Source organism: Candidatus Methanoliparum sp. LAM-1, from assembly GCF_020885915.1.
Classification (GTDB): Archaea; Halobacteriota; Methanoliparia; order Methanoliparales; family Methanoliparaceae; genus Methanoliparum; species Methanoliparum thermophilum.
In genome coordinates this window covers 94693-113467 of the sequence record NZ_AP025251.1, presented here as the reverse complement: position 1 = coordinate 113467, position 18775 = coordinate 94693, and the positions used below count along the sequence as shown (strand labels likewise).

The 18775-nt window shown below is 35.7% G+C and carries 24 protein-coding genes; 7 read left to right on the top strand and 17 right to left on the bottom strand.

The annotated features are described in order from the left end of the window. Positions 1-15 precede the first annotated feature (15 nt). The 6 genes from mcrC to LPC15_RS00635 all read right to left on the bottom strand — a co-directional run bounded on the left by mcrC (position 16) and on the right by LPC15_RS00635 (position 3717). Positions 16-678 (bottom strand): methyl-coenzyme M reductase I operon protein C, encoded by a 663-nt coding sequence (mcrC, locus tag LPC15_RS00660; RefSeq protein ID WP_229234787.1) that lies wholly within the window; start codon positions 676-678, stop codon positions 16-18. Next, on the bottom strand, positions 675-1124 hold the full coding sequence (gene mcrD / locus LPC15_RS00655) for a methyl-coenzyme M reductase operon protein D (protein ID WP_229234786.1): 450 nt from the start codon (positions 1122-1124) through the stop codon (positions 675-677). Before mcrD ends, mcrC begins: the two co-directional genes overlap by 4 nt. A 32-nt stretch (positions 1125-1156) precedes the next feature. Further along, complete coding sequence (gene mcrB, locus LPC15_RS00650) at positions 1157-2491, bottom strand: coenzyme-B sulfoethylthiotransferase subunit beta (RefSeq protein WP_229234785.1); 1335 nt, start codon at positions 2489-2491, stop codon at positions 1157-1159. A gap of 150 nt (positions 2492-2641) precedes the next feature. Then, positions 2642-2887: a hypothetical protein gene (locus LPC15_RS00645; RefSeq protein WP_229234784.1), complete on the bottom strand. Its 246-nt coding sequence runs from the start codon at positions 2885-2887 to the stop codon at positions 2642-2644. Between the two features lie 47 nt (positions 2888-2934). Beyond that, entirely contained in the window at positions 2935-3363 is a 429-nt protein-coding gene (locus tag LPC15_RS00640) for a tyrosine-protein kinase family protein (protein WP_267496983.1), read from the bottom strand. Between the two features lie 30 nt (positions 3364-3393). Further along, positions 3394-3717, bottom strand: a complete 324-nt coding sequence (locus LPC15_RS00635) for a hypothetical protein (protein ID WP_229234782.1) — start codon at positions 3715-3717, stop codon at positions 3394-3396. 400 nt (positions 3718-4117) lie between these two features. Here LPC15_RS00635 and LPC15_RS00630 point away from each other — a divergent pair, with 400 nt between their 5' ends. Both LPC15_RS00630 and LPC15_RS00625 read left to right on the top strand, forming a co-directional pair. After that, positions 4118-4678 carry a TATA-box-binding protein gene (locus LPC15_RS00630; RefSeq protein WP_229234781.1) on the top strand — a complete coding sequence of 187 codons (561 nt, stop codon included), beginning with the start codon at positions 4118-4120 and terminating at the stop codon, positions 4676-4678. Then, positions 4679-6034 (top strand): DUF92 domain-containing protein, encoded by a 1356-nt coding sequence (locus LPC15_RS00625; RefSeq protein WP_229234780.1) that lies wholly within the window; start codon positions 4679-4681, stop codon positions 6032-6034. A 25-nt stretch (positions 6035-6059) separates the two neighbouring features. Here the strand turns inward: LPC15_RS00625 and LPC15_RS00620 are convergent, their stop codons facing one another. From LPC15_RS00620 to LPC15_RS00610, 3 genes are read right to left on the bottom strand one after another with little or no spacing between them, the layout of a single operon-like run. Further along, positions 6060-6572 (bottom strand): gamma carbonic anhydrase family protein, encoded by a 513-nt coding sequence (locus LPC15_RS00620; protein WP_229234779.1) that lies wholly within the window; start codon positions 6570-6572, stop codon positions 6060-6062. 46 nt (positions 6573-6618) lie between these two features. Continuing rightward, on the bottom strand, positions 6619-7467 hold the full coding sequence (locus LPC15_RS00615; protein ID WP_229234778.1) for a hypothetical protein: 849 nt from the start codon (positions 7465-7467) through the stop codon (positions 6619-6621). 56 nt (positions 7468-7523) lie between these two features. Further along, positions 7524-8093, bottom strand: coding sequence for a rubrerythrin family protein (locus tag LPC15_RS00610; RefSeq protein ID WP_229234777.1), 570 nt, complete (start codon positions 8091-8093; stop codon positions 7524-7526). A gap of 88 nt (positions 8094-8181) precedes the next feature. Between LPC15_RS00610 and LPC15_RS00605 the strand changes: the two genes are divergently transcribed. Next, positions 8182-8457, top strand: a complete 276-nt coding sequence (locus tag LPC15_RS00605) for an acylphosphatase (protein WP_229234776.1) — start codon at positions 8182-8184, stop codon at positions 8455-8457. Positions 8458-8471: 14 nt separating this feature from the next. On the opposite strand, the gene LPC15_RS00600 is transcribed toward LPC15_RS00605, so the two are convergent. The 7 genes from LPC15_RS00600 to LPC15_RS00570 all read right to left on the bottom strand — a co-directional run bounded on the left by LPC15_RS00600 (position 8472) and on the right by LPC15_RS00570 (position 15543). Then, positions 8472-10421 (bottom strand): AMP-binding protein, encoded by a 1950-nt coding sequence (locus tag LPC15_RS00600; protein ID WP_229234775.1) that lies wholly within the window; start codon positions 10419-10421, stop codon positions 8472-8474. Positions 10422-10559: 138 nt separating this feature from the next. Then, on the bottom strand, positions 10560-11309 hold the full coding sequence (locus LPC15_RS00595) for an ABC transporter ATP-binding protein (RefSeq protein ID WP_229234774.1): 750 nt from the start codon (positions 11307-11309) through the stop codon (positions 10560-10562). Positions 11310-11320: 11 nt separating this feature from the next. Further along, positions 11321-12016 carry a type I 3-dehydroquinate dehydratase gene (gene aroD / locus LPC15_RS00590; RefSeq protein ID WP_229234773.1) on the bottom strand — a complete coding sequence of 232 codons (696 nt, stop codon included), beginning with the start codon at positions 12014-12016 and terminating at the stop codon, positions 11321-11323. 14 nt (positions 12017-12030) lie between these two features. Beyond that, complete coding sequence (locus LPC15_RS00585; protein ID WP_229234772.1) at positions 12031-13149, bottom strand: 3-dehydroquinate synthase II; 1119 nt, start codon at positions 13147-13149, stop codon at positions 12031-12033. Between the two features lie 9 nt (positions 13150-13158). After that, positions 13159-13956 (bottom strand): 2-amino-3,7-dideoxy-D-threo-hept-6-ulosonate synthase, encoded by a 798-nt coding sequence (locus LPC15_RS00580; RefSeq protein ID WP_229234771.1) that lies wholly within the window; start codon positions 13954-13956, stop codon positions 13159-13161. A gap of 89 nt (positions 13957-14045) precedes the next feature. Next, complete coding sequence (locus LPC15_RS00575; RefSeq protein ID WP_229234770.1) at positions 14046-14933, bottom strand: MBL fold metallo-hydrolase; 888 nt, start codon at positions 14931-14933, stop codon at positions 14046-14048. Positions 14934-15000: 67 nt separating this feature from the next. Then, on the bottom strand, positions 15001-15543 hold the full coding sequence (locus tag LPC15_RS00570) for an O-acetyl-ADP-ribose deacetylase (RefSeq protein WP_229234769.1): 543 nt from the start codon (positions 15541-15543) through the stop codon (positions 15001-15003). A 167-nt stretch (positions 15544-15710) separates the two neighbouring features. Here LPC15_RS00570 and cas6 point away from each other — a divergent pair, with 167 nt between their 5' ends. The 4 genes from cas6 (at position 15711) to LPC15_RS00550 (ending at position 17824) form a co-directional block, all read left to right on the top strand. Next, positions 15711-16433 carry a CRISPR-associated endoribonuclease Cas6 gene (gene cas6, locus LPC15_RS00565; RefSeq protein ID WP_229234768.1) on the top strand — a complete coding sequence of 241 codons (723 nt, stop codon included), beginning with the start codon at positions 15711-15713 and terminating at the stop codon, positions 16431-16433. A gap of 560 nt (positions 16434-16993) precedes the next feature. After that, positions 16994-17164: a hypothetical protein gene (locus LPC15_RS00560; RefSeq protein WP_229234767.1), complete on the top strand. Its 171-nt coding sequence runs from the start codon at positions 16994-16996 to the stop codon at positions 17162-17164. Then, on the top strand, positions 17154-17654 hold the full coding sequence (locus tag LPC15_RS00555; RefSeq protein WP_229234766.1) for a type IV toxin-antitoxin system AbiEi family antitoxin domain-containing protein: 501 nt from the start codon (positions 17154-17156) through the stop codon (positions 17652-17654). The genes LPC15_RS00560 and LPC15_RS00555 overlap by 11 nt, the downstream gene beginning before the upstream one ends. 2 nt (positions 17655-17656) lie before the next feature. After that, positions 17657-17824 (top strand): hypothetical protein, encoded by a 168-nt coding sequence (locus tag LPC15_RS00550; protein WP_229234765.1) that lies wholly within the window; start codon positions 17657-17659, stop codon positions 17822-17824. A 271-nt stretch (positions 17825-18095) separates the two neighbouring features. Here LPC15_RS00550 and LPC15_RS00545 read toward each other — a convergent pair whose 3' ends face one another. Next, positions 18096-18773 carry a M48 family metallopeptidase gene (locus LPC15_RS00545; RefSeq protein WP_229234764.1) on the bottom strand — a complete coding sequence of 226 codons (678 nt, stop codon included), beginning with the start codon at positions 18771-18773 and terminating at the stop codon, positions 18096-18098. Positions 18774-18775 lie beyond the last annotated feature (2 nt).

The window sequence follows — 18775 nt, the reverse complement described above, 5'->3', positions numbered from 1 at the left end:
AATCCTCCATTCAATCTAAAATCTTTTTTTAATAATGTTATATCTCTTTAACAAAGGATTTATCTTACTTATAATCTCATCCAGTTTTTTTTGAGGACAGGCTTGTCCTCTAATCACTCCGCTTATGATTGCAGCAACGGTTCCTTCTGTCTTGATATCTTCCTCTTTCGGCATGACATATTCGGTCTTAACGCCAACTTTTGCGAAATCTTCAAAATCTACCGGAGCTTGTGATATTACGATAGCAGGCCTATCTACATACCGTAGTATGGTTCTTACTTTATAGACAACATGACTTCTTATGTTACCGTGATGAAGTATAACCAGCTTAGCTGACCTTATCTGGTTGATCTCTTTCTCGTTTACTCCAAAATTTGGCCCTAAACCTCTTGTCTGTCCAGGAGCATCCGGTGGAGCCCCAGCACCAGAATTTAAAACCAAGACATTAACATCCATCTGTTCTTTCCTTAATGCGGTGGTAATATCACAGACAGGAGAAGTTATATGCCTTCTACCGGGGGACATCGCTACAACAACTATGTCAGGGCTACCTGCCTCGGCAAACGTTCCTCTTTGGGCGATTCCACCACCTTTTCCGAGGCCCATACCCTCTCTACAAACCACGATCTTTGTCTCTCTTCCAAATTCTCCAGGATGCGTCAAAAAGCGGGTTCTCATTTAGTTCCTAATTCGTATATATCGTTGGATTTAGGATCAACAAGCCCAATAATCCGTTCATCTTTGATTATACCATACTTTGCATAATCGCTTACTGTCATCTTATCTCTGAAAAATTTACCTTTTCTGATAGATGCTTTACATGGTATAACAGTATTAACAATGTTTTCTACATCTTTTAGAATGGTTTCGCTCTCTAACTCTAACATAATTCGACCAAGAGCAATTTTTATCTCGAATACGATACCGCCCACTTGTATCTCCCTTCTATCCGTCGAAACACCCTGATATGATACTTCTCCTGGAAGTCTTGGACCCTGAATAGCAATTCTCTTAACCCCTTTTAACTCGGCTAACGTGTTAAGAACTTTTTCCGCTGAACTAGCACCCAAAAGCCTCTGAGGAATAATTTCGATCTGAATACTGGGTAAATCAGTTATTGACATGGCTGGACAAGATTAAGTAATTATTTATCCTTTTAAATATCCTTTTTTATCTCTTTAGCCCCTTCAGCAACGAATTTTATCGGTTCAACAAATTCAGGAATTCTTCCGTATATATCACCAATCACCTTAGACGTTGATTCTGGAGAGAACATCTGAGTACCTGCATCTAAAGCCATTGCTGCAGCCACTATAGGAATTGCAAAACCTGCAGAATGTCTAGTAACTATATGGTTACCATTGAATATACCAGGACCACCACCACCATATATCGAGTGACTGAAGAAACTCATACTTACACCTGTACCTTCTACCCTACCAAAATCACAAGCAGGCAAGCCTGTCGCCCTCTCTAAGAGATCGTTGAAGTAGATCAAGTTGGAAGATACACCTTGTGCAGCCCTCATGGCACCTTGATTGACCATAGTAGATGCCAGTAAACCTGCTGCAGCATATGCGTTCCATAATGGGACATCATCTGTTGTGTAGAAGACGAATCCGCTCGGTAATTTTGTATCTGGTTTAATTACTCCATCTTCAACCGCCCTGGCAACGACACTCTGAACAACCGAGCCGGTCGTTCCATCTTTACCATTCTCTTTTACTAGATCGTATACAAGGTTATTGGCATTCAACCCTTGATATGCAAATCCTAACAGATGGAATCTTTCAAAAGGACCTATAGCATTACCCATCTCGAACATTGCAGTCTGTTCAAACAGAGAGGCAAGAGCGGCAGCATTAATAGCATTTTTCTTCGTAATTGCAACATAATGGTTTACACCTATGTTTCTCAATGCATAACCAAGACCCTCATCGTTCTGCGGAATATTTAACATAGAACTGACGTTAGCTCCATCAAGAGTCATCGTGTGTGGGTATGAACCCCATACAGCTGCTTTTACATAGGGTGCATCGAACATATCAACATTGAAAAATTCGATGAGAGCCTGTGTTGTAGCTGCTGCAGCACTGGTTATACCTGCAACAAACTCTCCTCCTACCTCAATCCTGACGGAAGGTACCTGTAACAACAATAGATTACCATTGCTTAAAACTTCCATATTAGTATCGTCGTCTTCTCTTATCTGCACTAATTCTTTTATCTTGGCAGCAATATTATCAGCATTACCAACGATGTCGTACTTCATCGCTCTGCTTCGTATTTTTTTTTCTTTACCACCGAGTTTTCCGCTTGCAAGAGATTTCTCTATTCCGCCAAGGTTTATTGCAACCGTTCGTTTCGTTGTGTTTATAATCTTCCGAATCGTCGGATTTAAAAGAGGACTTACTGCCTCTATCGGGACATCAGACTCTATTAGTTTTCCCCTATCACTGTATAAATCTATTTTGTCTTTATATTTTGCCATTTATTTACCCCCGTTTATAACACAGTCAGAAAATCTTTGTTTTTAAAAATTTTCTTCATCCTATGCTTTAATAGAATAATTTATTGGGTTGCTTCTTACTTAATCATTGCCTGTATATATAACTTTCGTCATATCTTTTATCCGTAAGTATCACAAAAATAGTTCGTTTGCCACCTTTTTAACTGCTTTTAAAAAGGATGTGACGGATTTTTTGAATAATGTTTGAGACTCGCGTAATTTCATTATTTCGCAATCGCATGAAATGGTTGATATAATCTGCTGGCCTGTCACACTCTCTATCTCTTTAACTATATCTTCCTCGTTATCTCCTTTAAAAACCTTGTTTAGTATCAGATACCTAGGCATAGATATAATCTCGTGAATCTCGTTTATCATTTTTTTAGTTCCATAAACATCTGAGTTATCCGTAGTTAAGACTATTATTACAAAATCTGAGATGATGATCGCATTTGTTGAAGAATATCTAATTCCTGGACTGTATCGAGCAACAGATAATCCATCTTATCCTTTAAAGAGTCTCTTCCGTTGAGCAGTCTGTTGAGTATCCTTATCTGGTGGATTCTATCCGTCATCATCGATTCTTTTATATCTTTGATATCAGAAGAAGCGAATGCCAGACACAGGTTATCACTAAATCCATCTATATCTACTAAAACATCGTTTATATCTCTGCATCGTTCTTCCAAGAAATCGTTTATATAGCACCTCGGTCTAACACTAAAATGAGACAACAGCGAAGGAGATCTCAAATCAAAATCGACTAAACAGATTTTTTTACCCATACTTGCCAGATATTCTGCCAAATTAATTATAATGCTTGTCTTACCTGTTTCGCCTCTATATGAATGTATTGTTACGGTCTTTATTTTTAATATACCTCCCTAAAAATAAAAAATAACTTTTCTTCCCTCCCTTCTCTTTTGGAGATATCCATACCTGACTAACTGGTTGAGATAAGCGCTCTCTATTGATCGCTCTCTACCAGTTTCTAAAGAAACATCTTCTGCAGTAGCCTCTTTAAGTTTATTAATTGCCATAGCGGTCTTTCTAATATGATCAGGCAGTTTCAATAATTCGAATACATCTAATGGTTTATATTCGCGTTTATTTTCTTCAATAATGAAAAGAATATAATACAGAACGTTTAAAATATTATCAATCTTGTCGTTCAGCTCTTTTAACAAAGTTGTCTCATCTTTTGGCATATTTTATTTACTGGATCGCTATCTTTATATGGCATCTTATTTAAATACCCTCACATTGTTAAATTGTTATAATATGAATTCTTATATTGACAATATATAAATTTAACTAATTTATGTAAAATATTAACAGTTATAATTACTACGTCTCTTTATATATAATTTTTTAAAGAAGATAAAAAGCAAAATTTTAAGAAATCTTATGTTATATCTTATACTATATAAATAATTATTAATATTTGAATTATAATCAATTAAATGGTAATATTTAACATCTCTGATAGATCTATCTAGCTATAATATAGTATTTTTTTTACTAACTATTTATATTAGTTACTATAGCCTAATAAATTATATAAAGTCTTGGATAATATATTTAAAATACATAAATGGATGATAGTATATGAATGAGAATGATCTTGATGTCAAAATAGAGAATATTGTTGCGAGTATAGAGGGCATTGCTGAATCATTTGATTTAAATAAGATCAAAGAAGAGATCCCGGATACAGAATACAATAAAAATAAATTTCCTGGGTTGGTTTACAGGGTTAAAGACCCAAAAGCAGCATTTCTTATATTTTCGTCTGGTAAAATTAACTGTACTGGATCAAGAAGTATAGAAGATGTAGAGAAATCATGTAAAATACTAGTAAAAGATCTTGAATTGATAGGATATAAACCAATAAAACCAGAGATTATAATACAGAACGTAGTTGCCTCTGCAAATCTTAAATCAGAGGTTAATCTTAACGAGATTGCATCTGCATTGACGGATGATATAGAGTACGAGCCTGAACAGTTTCCAGGAATGGTCTATAGGCTGAGAGATATGAATATAGTCGTTTTAATTTTTGGTTCTGGAAGATTGGTCATCACAGGAGCAAGGGATACAGAGAGCGTCTATATTGCAGCTAAAAAAGTTCGTGATAAACTTTTATCGTTAGGAATCCTAAAATCTTAAATGGGTAATGGTAATATAATATCAAATTTAAATAGCAAAAAAGAAGTATTCATCTCTGTATTTCTTGCTATCCTATCTTTTTTTATACCATTACTCGATAAAAAAGTAATAATATTAATTTTAGCTCTATCTCTTGGATTTTTTTTATATATAAAGGTAAAAATAGTTTATTATCATCTGTTTGAGTCGTTGATTATCTTTTCATGTCTGACCATTATCGGTTTACCCGAATTTTTTATAAGTTATGCTATAATAATCTTCTTATTAATATATTGGATAAAAAAGATATATAAAGACGATAAAGATGAGGATTTTCTAATAATACGAGATGTTGCAAATCGAAGATTTGCGGCTCACAAACCTTTGGTTTGTGATGTTTTTATAATATTCTTCTCTATTGTTTTGATATTTTTATTCACTCTATTCTACGAACAAATCGGGCTATCAATGATACAGACCAACCTGGTATTTTTAATATCCATATTGGGGATAATCTTAGCAATACTCTTCTCTACACTCACAGATTATGAAAGGTATGGTTGGGTAATCCCTTCTATGTCGATATTTATGATGTGGGTATTTTATTCTTTTGCGTGGATCTGTTCATATATACCTCCACCAAAACGTTACGTAGTCTTCGTTCTTGCCTTGATGATAGCGATAGGATATATATCGGTTAAGACAAATCTTTTAGACATATCAGGCGTGCATAGCAGCACTCTGCTTGGCTTGACCGTTATGATTTTTGGAGGCTTAAGATGGTTTTTCATTCTATTATCCTTCTATATCGTTGGATGCATATCTACGAGATACAAATATGATTATAAATATTCGCTAGGGATAGTAGAAGGGAAAAAAGGAGAGAGAGGCTACGCCAACGTCTTTGGTAATGGACTTGCAGGTACGATCTGCGCTATAAGCTATGGTATATCACACAGTATAAGTACATTGACAGGATCGTTTCTCTTATTATTGGCTTTTATTGGATCTATTGCAACAGCAACAGGAGACACCATGGCAAGTGAGATAGGAGAGACTTACAAAGGTAAGACTGTATCGATCATAAATTTAAAGCCTGTACCTGCAGGAACTAACGGTGGAATATCAAAATTGGGAGAATTATCTGCTTTAATTGGAGCTTTTATAATCTATTCGGTTGCTTTAATATCAAATCTACCTATAAATAACTTAGATAGTCTGGTTGCAATCATATTTGGTAGTTTCATTGGAGTAAATATAGATAGCATTTTAGGTGCTACTATAGAGGATAAGTACCTCAATAATAGCCTTGTAAATCTCATTGCCACATCTATGGGTGGATTGTCTACTGTTCTAATTTATGTGATGATCAGGTAATATCAAAATATTATGATAAATCTCATTATAAACCCAGTTTTTTGTATTTTTTTGATAATTCACCGTAAGAATTTCTCATCATCTCGCTATCTATCCATATCTCCAGATCATCCGAGATTTTGCCCTTAATTTTAGCTGGTACTCCTGCTATAAATGATTCGTCAGGGATCTTCATACCTTCAAGGACGACAGATCCACCTGCGATTACGCATCTGTCATTTATCTCAACATCGTGTAAGACAGTAGCATTCATACCTATTAGAACATTATTTCCAATCTTCTTACCATGAAATACTGCAGAATGTCCTATTATTACGTTATCTCCTATCTCGACACCACCAGTACCATGTATCACGACGTTATCCTCTATATGAACATTCTTTCCTACATTAATCCTGCCAAAATCTGCTCTTAAAACAGCGCCAGGCCAGACACTAGAATCTTCTCCTATCTCCACATCACCAACTATATAAGAAAACTCGTTGATATATGCAGAATCTGCAATTTTGGGTATCTTCCCATCAAAAGTCCGTATCATATCCAATCGATATATTTGTTATTATTTTTATCTATATATATGTATGTTAAAAATCAAAATCTTTGAATAGATCTGATGCAATTTTTTTGACCTTTTCTATTCTCTCGCTCGATCTGGCAGGTCTATATCTCACTTTTTTCATAGGTTTGATAAGGTCTTTTATCTGATTAGTGGAGATCTCTTTAAGGTAGGATACTGTAGTAATCTCAACCGCATCAAGATACTTTTCAGGCTCATATACATATATGTTCCATGGCTCGACACCTATAACCAGATCTAACTCTTTAAAAAAGGAGTTCCATGGCAAAGCTATATCTCCATAGCTTTCTATGATCACTAAATCAAAATCTTTCCTTATCTTACTATATATCGAGTATATCGCCTTATCATAGTAGTATCTTACTAACGTATTGAACGTTTCTATATCCTCTATATCGTATATATCATCCGCATTGTCTTTCAGATTCTTCAAAAATTTTTCTTTATCGAGAGATTCAAAAGATGCTATTTTATTATTCAATAGGATAGTTTTTAGATGATTATCGTCCAGGAACGTGATCCTGTCCACCAAAAAATTAGGTATTCTTGTCAAAGGATCTATCAACGCTGGTTCATTCCAGAGACGATGAACAGGATTTATTAATTCCTCCTTTATCGGTTTATCAATCTTACCGTCCAATTCTTTTTTTAATAATTTTGCATCGTTTGAGTATAATCTTCCTTCTTCCAAAGTATCACATACCTGGTCGTAATGTCTCCATATATTATTTCCAGATAATGGTTTAAATCCGGTTGCGTTGATGCCGTTCTCTAAAAAATATCTTAAAAAAGCACGAGATATTGTCGTTTTTCCAGATACCTCATCTCTAAATCCTACGATCATAAGGTTTGGCATGGTTTTACTTCTCTTTTGCTTTTATAAATAATTTCCATAAAAGATATTCTTGGTTATTATTTTATCTCCTTGAATTCGGAAACAGGTGCACCACAAACAGGACAGGTTTTAGGAGGCGCTTCTCCGATGCTTATAAACCCACAATTTTCGCAGATAAAATATTTTTCCTCATCTATATCCTTATTTTCCTCTATAATTGGCAAAAATTGTTCTAGTAAGCTTTTATGTCCTTTTTCAACTTTAATGATCCAATTAAATGCTATTCCAGCCTCACTTTTCCCATATTCTATTGCTTTTTTAGCTAATGCAGGATATACGTCATTAATATCACAATCTTCCTCATCTATTCTCTTTTTAATAGCCTTTGTGATATCTCCTATCTCACCTAAGCCGTCTATAATATTCATAGAATGGATCGTTTCTGACTCTGCTACCGCCCTAAAAAACTTTGCCAGATTTGATAACCCGTTATCTTCTGCCGATCGTGCAAATGCTAAGTAAACCGTTCTTTCCAAGCTTTCCCGTCCTAATGCATACCTCATTCCTTCTTCCAAATCTGATATACCTCTACCACCAATAAAACATTCTTTGGACAGCAGATACTCAGCAATATCTTTTTCATCCATAAGTATAAAAGTTATCACTATTTAATATAAATACATCTGTATCATTAAGGTTAGATTTAAATAATCCGAAAAATTATAAAGAACGAATATGTTTGCGCGGGCAAAGATTATCGTTCAAGGAAAGGTACAAGGGGTATTCTACAGGGTATTTACCCAAAAGAATGCATTAAAATTAGGATTAAAAGGTTGGACGAGGAATCTTCCCAACGGAGATGTGGAGATTATCTGTGAGGGAGATAAAGAGAGTATAGAAGAACTGATAAAAAAACTATGGGAAGGACCTCCTCTCTCTAAAGTAGATAATGTTGAGATATGTTGGGAAGAGTATAAGTCCGAATTTAAGGATTTTACCATCAAATACTGATAAAATACATCTATCTACTCTTTATCTTCTCTTCGCTTTTTCCCAAAATAGTATGAGTAATGTGCATAATATGGTCCCATCTTTTTTATCTCCTCCTCTCTTAGCTGTTTTTTCAAAATTTTACCTGTGGCAGTTTTAGGCAGCGAGTCTCTAAATTCTATCTGTTTAGGAACAGCATACGGCGGAAGTTTCTTTCTCAAATAATCTAAAATATCTTCTTCTCTAAGTTTATCTTCGTATCCTTTTCCTGGGACTATTATAACCTTTATCAGATCACTCCCTGGCCTGGAAGGATCTGGATAGCCTATGGTTGCCACCTCTTCTACACCAGGATATCCGTATAACATATCATCGATCTCTCTTGGATATACCTTATAACCGGATACGTTTATCATATCTTTGACCTTATCTACTATAAACATTCGTCCCCATTCATCTATCTTTACTACATCACCCGTATGAATGAATCCGTCTTCATCAATGCCTGAACCGATATCAGGCCAATAGCCGAGCATCTGCCACGGTGCTCTTAAGCACATCTCACCAAACATCTCTTCTTTCACTACTACATCGATAGGTATCTCTTCTTCGGTAAAAATATCCCTGATTTTTACATCTGTATCTACTGCAGGAACTCCTATCGTACCCATTATCTCTTTTTTTCTCCCGTCCAGAGTGGTTAATGTATTTCTAGATATGAATATTATAATCCTATTTATCAGCAATCCAAGATCCTTAGGAGATAATAGGTTTAATATACTCTTTATCTGCTGATATATCTCGATCGTCTTAAAAAAATTGTTTAAAAGTTGGAATACCTCACCTGTCCGTTCTTCACTACCAAAAATCGGAGTAAGAACTGATATTAACGATGGAACATGTGTTACAGGAGCAAATTCTGCCAAGCCATATGCCTCCATCATGATACTTCTAGTCTTTTCTTCGAATTGCATATGAATCATTGGTGAAAGAGGCATAGAACCTGATACGGCAATAAGTCCAAGATCCTCCACATCATCCTCTTTTAAAACCTTCATGTATTGAACAGGAGCACCAAAACAGATCACTGGATTATACTTCCGAGCTAATTTGACAAACTCTTTCGTATCTCTCGGATCGGTTATTAATAAGACGCCATATCCGTGCCTTAAGCCTATAATCGTCATTCCATGCCCATAGGTATGATATTGGGGTAAAGGCATCAGTATCCGTAACAACCCGTCACATAGATTAATGATCGGTTCAGGTAGTATCGATCCAAAAAAACTTACCGTATGTGCAACCAATCCATAATGAGAGAGCATTACACCTTTTGGAATACCTGTAGCGCCACCTGTATATGATATAATAGCGATATCCCTCTTTGGATCGATATCTACTTTAGGTGGGTTAGGAGGATATTTATCGATCAAGTCTGTGAGCCATAATACATCTTTTTCAAGATGATCTGGTTTATTTAAAGAGTAGTCTTCTTTTTTTGTAAGGATTATATTATTTATTCGTGTTAATTCTGCCACTTTTTTAATTTTAGTTATTAAGTCTCCTTCGTTCACGTTTGTATAACAACAAATTACATTCTGGCATTCAGTCATCTTGAACTTGTTAGCCAAACCATCTACCGAATCTATTACGCTAGCCGGTAGATGTATCGCACCGATTTTGGTGATTGCAAAATCTGATATAACGTATTGGATAGAAGTAGGAAGAACAGTAGCTACTACGTCTCCTTTTTTAATACCTAAATCTGCTAATGCTGTGGCAAGCCTATCCACATGATCTTTCAACTCTTTAAACGTTATCTCGTAATCGAATTGAGCCAATGCCATATTATTAGGCCATTTTTCAGCTGGCTCGTCGAGATGATACTCGGTATATGTCTTTATCGGATAAGGCTCGAATGTTTCAGGAAGCGACATGAAATCATATAGTCTTAACCAAGGCTTTTTCAAATATTTTATCTTCATTATATACTCCTCTTTGTTATAAGATAATTGTAAATAATCTATATTATAAAATACGAAAGGATGATATATAAATATTTTTGATGCTATAATCTTAAAAAATTTATTAGTCTAAAATCTAAACGTATAACTAGGATAATGTTACAAGTCTTTGACTTGTAATGGCTCTTTCGTTATCTTTAAGAAGATATCCTCCAATGTTGATGTTGGCGGGCTTCTATACATATCTCTAAGTTCTTTAAGGGTTCCTGTCGTTATTAAATTGCCTTTGTTGAATACTCCAACAGTTGTACAGAGCCTTTCTGCCACGTCTAGTATATGGGTGGATAACAATATTGTACAACCACCTTCTGCTTTTTCACGAATAATATCTTTAAAATTCTTCTGGCTCATCGGGTCCAGCCCGTTTAACGGCTCGTCCAATAGCAATACCTTTGGATCATTTATTAATGTCGCCATTATCGCCACTTTCTGCCTCATACCATGGGATAACGATCCTATATAACTTTTTAATTTATCTTTTAAATCAAATATCTCACCATAATCTATTATCCGTCTTTCTAACGTATCTTTTTTTACTCTTTTGAGACTACCAATAAAGGTTAGAAACTCCTCAATGGTTAGATACTCGTAAAGACTTGGGTCTTCTGGTAAATATCCTGTGTATTGTTTGTAATTATTTACATCATTCTCGCCAAGCACAAATATCTCCCCATAAGTCGGTTTAAGAAGCCCAATAATCATTTTAATTGTTGTACTTTTTCCTGCACCGTTAGGTCCTAAAAGACCAAATATTTCGCCTTTATTGATGATTAAATTGAGATTATCAACCGCTACAAAATCACCAAACTTTTTAGTCAGGTTAATTGTTCGTATTGCCTCTTCAATCATGATAAATCACTTTATGAAAGAATTCTTAATATACTTTTTAAATCTTGAATCGATATCTGACCAGGAGCCTTCGCCTCACAAACATATGTATAAGCAAAGATCGATCCATAAAATGGCAGAGAGATTCTTGATATCCTGCCTATCTCACCCATAGATATACTTACGATGGGTATCTTTTTTGAATACTCTATGGTCAATTCTTCTAATAAAAAGACATCATATATATCCGTTGCCATGAACGCAACTTTTGGGATATCACCGATACTAGCACATTCTTCAATGATATCCTTTATCAATCTTTTTTGAGGTGTCTTTTTAAAATCATGGTAAGAAACTATCAGTTTTTTGTTAAAATCTTTGCAGAAATCTTTGATCTTATCTAAATTCTTAGATCTTAACTCTATATCAAGATAATCTGAGAAATGCAACACTTTTTCAAATAGATCGGCTTGATCCTCCTCCTTACAAAACCCACCCTCTTTATCCGATCTACACGTAGCAATAATCGGTTTTTTTGATCTTTCTGCAAAATCGGAGAAGGATTTAAAGAAACTCCTGTTTTTTTGCTCAACTAGATCCAACCGCAACTCTACTATATCTGTCCCGGCATTATCTGCAACAATCGCTTCTTCTATATTTTTAACGGTCGTAACTATATAGAACTTTCTATCTAAAGATCCATGATATGTTACATAGAGATCGTTCATTTTCTATATACTATCTATCTTTCTATGATAAATTCCTCAATCTCTGACCCAAAATGTCTACCTTTCTTTGTAAGATAGGCAAGAACTTCGTCCTCTTCCTTGATCTGTGATACAGATATAGGTTTTCCATCTGATTTAACAAGATTCACCGTCTCGGCATTCTGTAATATCACTTCTATCTTACCGTTACCGTCTTTCTCGGCAGATATCAAGATTAGAGGCCTTTTTTCTATCTTGACCCGTCCAATCACTGCTTTTTTGATACTCCCATTACTGCTAACTATTAAGACTTCGTCCCCTCCTTTTAATTCAGAAAGATAGTTCGTCCTCTCTCCATTCATTACATAAGAATGAATAGCACCAGCATTTACCCTGAATGGTCTAGATGAGACATATTCTGACTCGTTTACCTCAGCTTGAACTAAAAAAAATCCAGATGAAAACGAGCCGATCAACATACCTTCCCCTTCGTTCATGATAGAACAGGTATCGATGCATACTCGATCCCCCATCCCGACCTTGCTGACCTTTACCACCTTGACAGGTTCTAATTTGATAGAAAAAGATCTCTCTCTCAGATCAGAGACACTTTTTATCATATTCCTATCTGTTTTATCTTTAAGCGACAATAAGACCCCATCTACACCCTTCTCCATCGTCTCAAATGCTACCTTTGCATCCTCTACCGTCTCGACACCCATTATAATCTTCGTCTTAGCATTCTGCAATCCGGTTATTATGTTCTCTGTAGGTACTATCTTCCAATCTCTTCCTATAACGATCAGATAATCACATAACCTTCCCAACTCTACAGCACGTTCCTCATACTCTTTGTTTAATATGCATATATAATATGCAATAATCTTATCCTTCTTTTTTATATCTTCTATCTTTTTAAGATCCATCGAATCTGATAAGTCTTTAGGTAAAGGTTTAGTCCCATCCCCTTCACTACCTCTTCCTACTATCACTATATCCCCATCGTTATAGTTTGCAATCCGAATATTACCTATCGTCTTTGCTAGTTCTATATCATCGGTCAGTATCGTATCTACACCCAATTCCAAGCAATCAACGATCAAATCTTTTTTATTTTTTTGATCTATCTCTACCCATAACTCCTTCCTCTGCATGCTTTAACCTCAACCGAGCCGTTCTAACGCCTCTTTGACACTTAAGCCTTTATGAACTATATCTTTTATTGCTAATGTGATAGCAGTTGGATTATCATGTTGAAATAGATTTCTTCCAATCGATACGCCTATCGCACCAGCATCTATAGCTCCTTTTACCATCTCTAACAACTTTATATCGGAATCTATCTTAGGACCTCCTGCAATTACAACCGGTACAGAACAACCCTCTATAACCCTAGAAAAAGAATCTTGATCACCAGTATAATTTGTCTTTATGATATCCGCACCGAGTTCAGCCCCGACCCTTGCCACATGGGATACCACTCTCGAATCGAACTGGTCTGGTATTCTCTCTCCCCTCGGGTACATCATAGCAAGGAGAGGCATGCTCCACTCATCACATTCTTTACTTATTCTTCCGAATTCTTTGAGTTGATCCGCTTCTGTCTTGGATCCTATATTTATATGGATGCTCACCATATCCGCACCCAATCTTAGCGCCTCTACTACATCACAGACTATTACTTTATCGTCCGGATCTAATCCAATAGACGTAGAAGCGCTCATATGCACTATCAAACCTATATCTTTACCGTAACCTCTGTGACCCTTGCTAATCATCCCTTTATGCATCAAAACAGCGTTTGCCCCGCCTTCTGCAACCATGTTTATAGTTTCAGATAGTTTTGTAAGACCTTTAACCGGTCCCATAGATACTCCGTGATCTAATGGTACTATTATGGTTCTCTTTGTATTCCTGTCTCTAATCCTATCCATCCTTATTAATTTTCCAATATCTGTCATGTATTTACACCTTGTATTTTAGATACTTTGCTATATGTTAGCACATAACAAACCAATAATAACACAACTGGTATTTAAATTTTTTTAGATTATATCTTCGTGATCACTCCTACGTTGTTAAAGAAAAATTTATCACCAAACGCTTGAGCTAACTTAACAGCAGTTTTCATTCCTGTACAATGAGAGACACCTAGCTTTTCAATACCAGATGCTTTAAGATTATCAATCGTAAAATTTAAACGATCATCAGAAGATGCCATAAGATGCGTACCACCTACTATTGCATAAATTTTTTCTATGCCTGTAAGCTTCTTGGCATAGTCTACTGTATTGATTATTCCCCGATGAGCACAGCCTAAAATAATTATTAAACCTCTTTTGTCTTTAATAAAAATTGCTTGATCATCCCAAAGCGAATCAGGATGATACTCATTCTTCTCTTTATCTTTGATATAAAGAGTCTGATCGATCTTCTCATATTCATTAGCCATAGGGATCTCACCACTTGTTACAATATTCTCAGTGATCCATACCGGTTCTCTAGTCAAATTGAATGATGCTCCTAAACTTTCTAGCTCGTCTCTCTGAAATGGAATTCCTATATATATGGGATCTTTCTTCGGTACCATACTATATTTAGAAGCCCATACGTCAGGATGTGCAATTATTTCCACATTTTTTCTCATTCTTTTTAACACATCTCTCAATCCTCCTGCATGATCGTAATGTCCATGGCTAAGCACAATATTATCAATCTTAGATAAATCTATTCCGATCAAATCCGCATTATGAACTGTCGAGATACTTGCCCCGGTATCAAATAGAATCTTATGATCATCCGCTTCAATTAGTATGCTCAAACCCCATTCACCCAATCCACTATGTTTTATTATTGGATTGCTATTTTCACTTACTGTGTTCTCACTCAATGTTATAATCTTCATTTTTACCATTTCATAAGCATCGCTGCCGCTCATAATTCTTATCTTTATTATACTCTTTTATACCTATACTTATTTTTCTATGATTTTGATGACATACTATCTAAGATACTCTATTTAATTTCTCTTTGTAAGCATTAAACGTTCTATCATCGAATAAGACAAAATTTACGATCATTTCATTATCTTTTAAAAAATCTGCAACGGCGTTTATTGCAACCTCAGCTGCCAAGTCTATAGGATACCCAAAAGCACCCGTACTTATAGATGGGAAAGATAGCTCCTTCAGTCCTTTATTTTTACCAAGTTCAAGGCTGCTTATGTAACACTTTCTTAAAGTCTCTGCTTCTCTATCCTTGCCACCTCTCCATATAGGACCAACGGTATGTATAACATATCTTGCATCTAAATCCCCACCGGACGTTATAACTGCTTTACCCGATGGCAAAAATCGTCCAGGTAGATTTTTTACAATCTCTTTACACTCTTCTAAAATTTTTCTTCCGCCTCTTCTGTGTATTGCTCCATCTACTCCACCACCACCCATTAAACTTGAGTTTGCAGCGTTTACAATAGCATCTACCTTCTCATTCGTTATATCTCCTTTTTTTAGTCTTATTATACCTTTTCCAATTTTTTTCTCCATTTTAACCTCCTTTAAACTTTATATACAATCCGATTTATTTTTTACCTTATAGATAAATTAAACCAAGTAGTATTCAGCTGTAACTCTTATCTAATTTTCTGCTATCGAACTCAGCTACAAACGTATGCTGAAGGTAAGTTATATGTAACAAATCCGTAATAAGATTCATGCGCATAAAACTTAAGATCTTGTCAAAGAAGGATAGAATCGTTTTGCCCCTTTACTATAACTACTACCTACAGAGCTTTCTCTATGCTAACATCTCACCCGAGCTTGCCTCTTTTCTCCACGATAAGGGTTTTGAATATGAAAAAAGGAGCTTTAAGATGTTTACCTTTTCCAAGCTTATAGGCAGGTATGAGATAAAGAATGGTACGATAACATTCATACTACCTGTGAAATTTATAATCTCAAGCCCTCTGGACCGCTTTGTGAGCGAGCTTGCCAATACAATGCTGACCAGCAAGCTTAAGTTGTTTGGGGAAGATATATACGTTGAAGAGATGGAGGTTCTTGGAAAGCCAGAGATAAAGAGCAGGATGGAGATAAGGATGATGACTCCTCTTGTTGCCTACAGTACGCTTATAACACCAGAAGGCAGGAAAAAAACGTATTACTATAATCCTCTGGAACCTGAGTTTGCGGAGCTGATAGACAGAAACTTGAGGAAAAAGCATGAAGCATTTTACGGCAAAAAACCGCGGGCAAGAAAGACATCTATAAAACCTATAGTGTTCAATGAGAGGGTCTTAAAGTACAGGGATAATGTGATAAAGGGTTATACAGGAAAGTTCATCATAGATGGGAATAAAAAGCTTCTAGAGCTTGCATACGACTGTGGTTTAGGCTCAAAGAACTCCCAGGGCTTCGGGATGTTTGATCCTGCATGATATAATTGATCTATTCTGGTATAGTATATACAATCGGAGAAAAACTTACCAGAGATCCTTTATACTTCTTCAGCTGCGTCAACTCTATGTGAGCAAGAGTATACTCCCTATAGATTCACGAAACACATACAGATGTCTTGAGAAGAAGCATAGCTTCTGTGCTCATGATATCAATGAAAGACCAATAGAGCCCGAGATGATTAAAACAATAAGGATGGGACAACAGTTCATAGAATAGATGAATTATGTTTTCATCAGATGGTTGTGAACCAGAAAATATGCACTAAAACATATGTGCAACAAAACATGTATGCAATGAATGCATACTATCCTTTATGCAAGCCAACATAAAAATTCCATTTAAGGTTGGAAAACCTGTTGAGAAGTGTTAAGTGAGTCCTGAAAGGTTACACTTCAGTGTTTTCAAAAGGGGATGTGGCGACACCCTCAACAACCTACCTTAAGAGTGCCAAAACTAGTTAGAATTTGATATAAATTTAAAGATATCTATGCAAAAAGCAATGAAAACTTTAAATAAATATCAAAACTATTATTGCTGGATGACAAAAACAGAACAAATCTACAAGGTACTACTTAGAAAGAAAGTTGTTAGTACAGATGAAGTGGTCGCAGCGGCAGAGAAAGTTCTAAAAACAACTTTGCGCAGAGCCTATGTAGATAATGAGTACATCCGTAAATTAGAGAGCCAAAAAAAAGTTAGTGCGCATTAGACACGGACTGTATCTGATTTTAGATCCATTAGAAACGCCTACCTCATTCAGTATGGACAAAATCTTGGTCGGATCAAAGATCAGGAAGAGATATTATTTAGGGTATTATACAGCCCTAGAATTTTACGGCTGTGCATATTCAGCGTATAACGAAATGTATGTCTGTATCGATAAACAGGATAGATTGGATTCTTTTGAGTGCGCAAACCAGCGTTTTGTGCCTGTATTCACGAAAGATATTGCGAGTGGCGTTGAAGCAAAGAAGTATTTGGGTCAAAGAATCTATGTTTCATCGCGTGAGAGGACATTTTTGGACTGTGTTAATAAGCCGAAATATGCAGGCAGGTGGGAAGAGTGTCTGAAAAGTTTAGAAGGGTTAAGCGGTGTTAATGGACAGAAAATTTACAGACTACTGCATAAATTTGATTCGGATTTTCTTTACAGAAAAACAGGTTTTATTTTAGAACTGCTGCGTGACCACTCTCGCTAAAAATGGGTTTTGGTGAGAGGGTTATAGAAAAAGTTTGCAGGATGAGTGATGTGCTTTATGAGTTAAAGATCGCTCTCGCAGAGTTCATAATGCAATCGGGAGGGAGCTGGGACATAGCCGGATCCCAGCTAGTGAAAATAGGCGTGCCAGCCAAGTCTAAAACACCCTAAAAGTGCATTATTTCTGTATCACAAAATGCCCAGCTAGGTGCAATGCAGAGGGTATAGGTATTACCAAACGGTGTAATACATGTACTATTGAGGATTTTGAATAACTTTGATTTTTACCATTTTGTTGTTTCCTGTTTTTTTCATTGTTTTGAGTTAAATCCTTCTATTTTTTCTTTCAAAACCAAGTTTTACTCTTGATCTACTTCGTTTTTACGCCTATTTATGCTTGTGGGTAATAAACTCACAACAGGTTTTGCATGGTCCTCTTATGTTATAGCCTCAAAAAATAGCCGTTCTTCCTTAGCCAATCTTTATATCTTTCATAGTTGGGCATTAACATCTTAACCTTGTTCCAGAATGCTTTTGTATGATTTCTCTCTTCTATATGAACAAGTTCATGGATAACAACGTAATCTATCACAGGTAAAGGAGCCATAATAAGCCGCCATGGGAAATTTAAGTTTCCGTTAGAAGAAGAGGAACCCCACCTTTTTTGTGCATTGGTAATGTTGACTTTACTGTATTTGAAGCCTCTTTGTTGTGCATACCACCTAACTCTTTCTGAAATTTTCTCATAAGCCATATTTTTGTACCATTCAATAAGCACATCTCTCGCCTGTGGTAATGCATTTCTTGAAAGATAAAATCCATTCTCAAATTTCAATGGCACTTCTTGAGTATCCACTATTCTTAATCTGTAACATCTCCCCAAGTATAAAAAGCCTTCACCATTAACAAACTCTTTTGGGGAAAATTTCGGATCTTTCGCTTCTATTTCTCTTTTTTTTTCTTCGATCCATTTTTTATGTTTAAGAACAACCCCCATTATCGTTTTATCACTAGCCTCAAAGGGAGCTCTTACAATTAGTGTAGCATCGTCTGTTATGTGTAAAGCAATGGTTTTTCTTTTTGTACGTATTATTTTTTCAATATCAATATCAATATCCATAA

What these genes read in the sequence shown, in the direction of transcription:
- mcrC (WP_229234787.1), bottom strand. Translation starts at nt 678, where the DNA reads ATGAGAACCCGCTTTTTGACGCATCCTGGAGAATTTGGAAGAGAGACA.
- mcrD (WP_229234786.1), bottom strand. Translation starts at nt 1,124, where the DNA reads ATGTCAATAACTGATTTACCCAGTATTCAGATCGAAATTATTCCTCAG.
- mcrB (WP_229234785.1), bottom strand. Translation starts at nt 2,491, where the DNA reads ATGGCAAAATATAAAGACAAAATAGATTTATACAGTGATAGGGGAAAA.
- LPC15_RS00645 (WP_229234784.1), bottom strand. Translation starts at nt 2,887, where the DNA reads ATGATAAACGAGATTCACGAGATTATATCTATGCCTAGGTATCTGATA.
- LPC15_RS00635 (WP_229234782.1), bottom strand. Translation starts at nt 3,717, where the DNA reads ATGCCAAAAGATGAGACAACTTTGTTAAAAGAGCTGAACGACAAGATT.
- LPC15_RS00630 (WP_229234781.1), top strand. Translation starts at nt 4,118, where the DNA reads ATGAATGAGAATGATCTTGATGTCAAAATAGAGAATATTGTTGCGAGT.
- LPC15_RS00625 (WP_229234780.1), top strand. Translation starts at nt 4,679, where the DNA reads ATGGGTAATGGTAATATAATATCAAATTTAAATAGCAAAAAAGAAGTA.
- LPC15_RS00620 (WP_229234779.1), bottom strand. Translation starts at nt 6,572, where the DNA reads ATGATACGGACTTTTGATGGGAAGATACCCAAAATTGCAGATTCTGCA.
- LPC15_RS00615 (WP_229234778.1), bottom strand. Translation starts at nt 7,467, where the DNA reads ATGCCAAACCTTATGATCGTAGGATTTAGAGATGAGGTATCTGGAAAA.
- LPC15_RS00610 (WP_229234777.1), bottom strand. Translation starts at nt 8,093, where the DNA reads ATGGATGAAAAAGATATTGCTGAGTATCTGCTGTCCAAAGAATGTTTT.
- LPC15_RS00605 (WP_229234776.1), top strand. Translation starts at nt 8,182, where the DNA reads ATGTTTGCGCGGGCAAAGATTATCGTTCAAGGAAAGGTACAAGGGGTA.
- LPC15_RS00600 (WP_229234775.1), bottom strand. Translation starts at nt 10,421, where the DNA reads ATGAAGATAAAATATTTGAAAAAGCCTTGGTTAAGACTATATGATTTC.
- LPC15_RS00595 (WP_229234774.1), bottom strand. Translation starts at nt 11,309, where the DNA reads ATGATTGAAGAGGCAATACGAACAATTAACCTGACTAAAAAGTTTGGT.
- aroD (WP_229234773.1), bottom strand. Translation starts at nt 12,016, where the DNA reads ATGAACGATCTCTATGTAACATATCATGGATCTTTAGATAGAAAGTTC.
- LPC15_RS00585 (WP_229234772.1), bottom strand. Translation starts at nt 13,149, where the DNA reads ATGCAGAGGAAGGAGTTATGGGTAGAGATAGATCAAAAAAATAAAAAA.
- LPC15_RS00580 (WP_229234771.1), bottom strand. Translation starts at nt 13,956, where the DNA reads ATGACAGATATTGGAAAATTAATAAGGATGGATAGGATTAGAGACAGG.
- LPC15_RS00575 (WP_229234770.1), bottom strand. Translation starts at nt 14,933, where the DNA reads ATGAGCGGCAGCGATGCTTATGAAATGGTAAAAATGAAGATTATAACA.
- LPC15_RS00570 (WP_229234769.1), bottom strand. Translation starts at nt 15,543, where the DNA reads ATGGAGAAAAAAATTGGAAAAGGTATAATAAGACTAAAAAAAGGAGAT.
- cas6 (WP_229234768.1), top strand. Translation starts at nt 15,711, where the DNA reads ATGCGCATAAAACTTAAGATCTTGTCAAAGAAGGATAGAATCGTTTTG.
- LPC15_RS00560 (WP_229234767.1), top strand. Translation starts at nt 16,994, where the DNA reads ATGACAAAAACAGAACAAATCTACAAGGTACTACTTAGAAAGAAAGTT.
- LPC15_RS00550 (WP_229234765.1), top strand. Translation starts at nt 17,657, where the DNA reads ATGGGTTTTGGTGAGAGGGTTATAGAAAAAGTTTGCAGGATGAGTGAT.
- LPC15_RS00545 (WP_229234764.1), bottom strand. Translation starts at nt 18,773, where the DNA reads ATGGATATTGATATTGATATTGAAAAAATAATACGTACAAAAAGAAAA.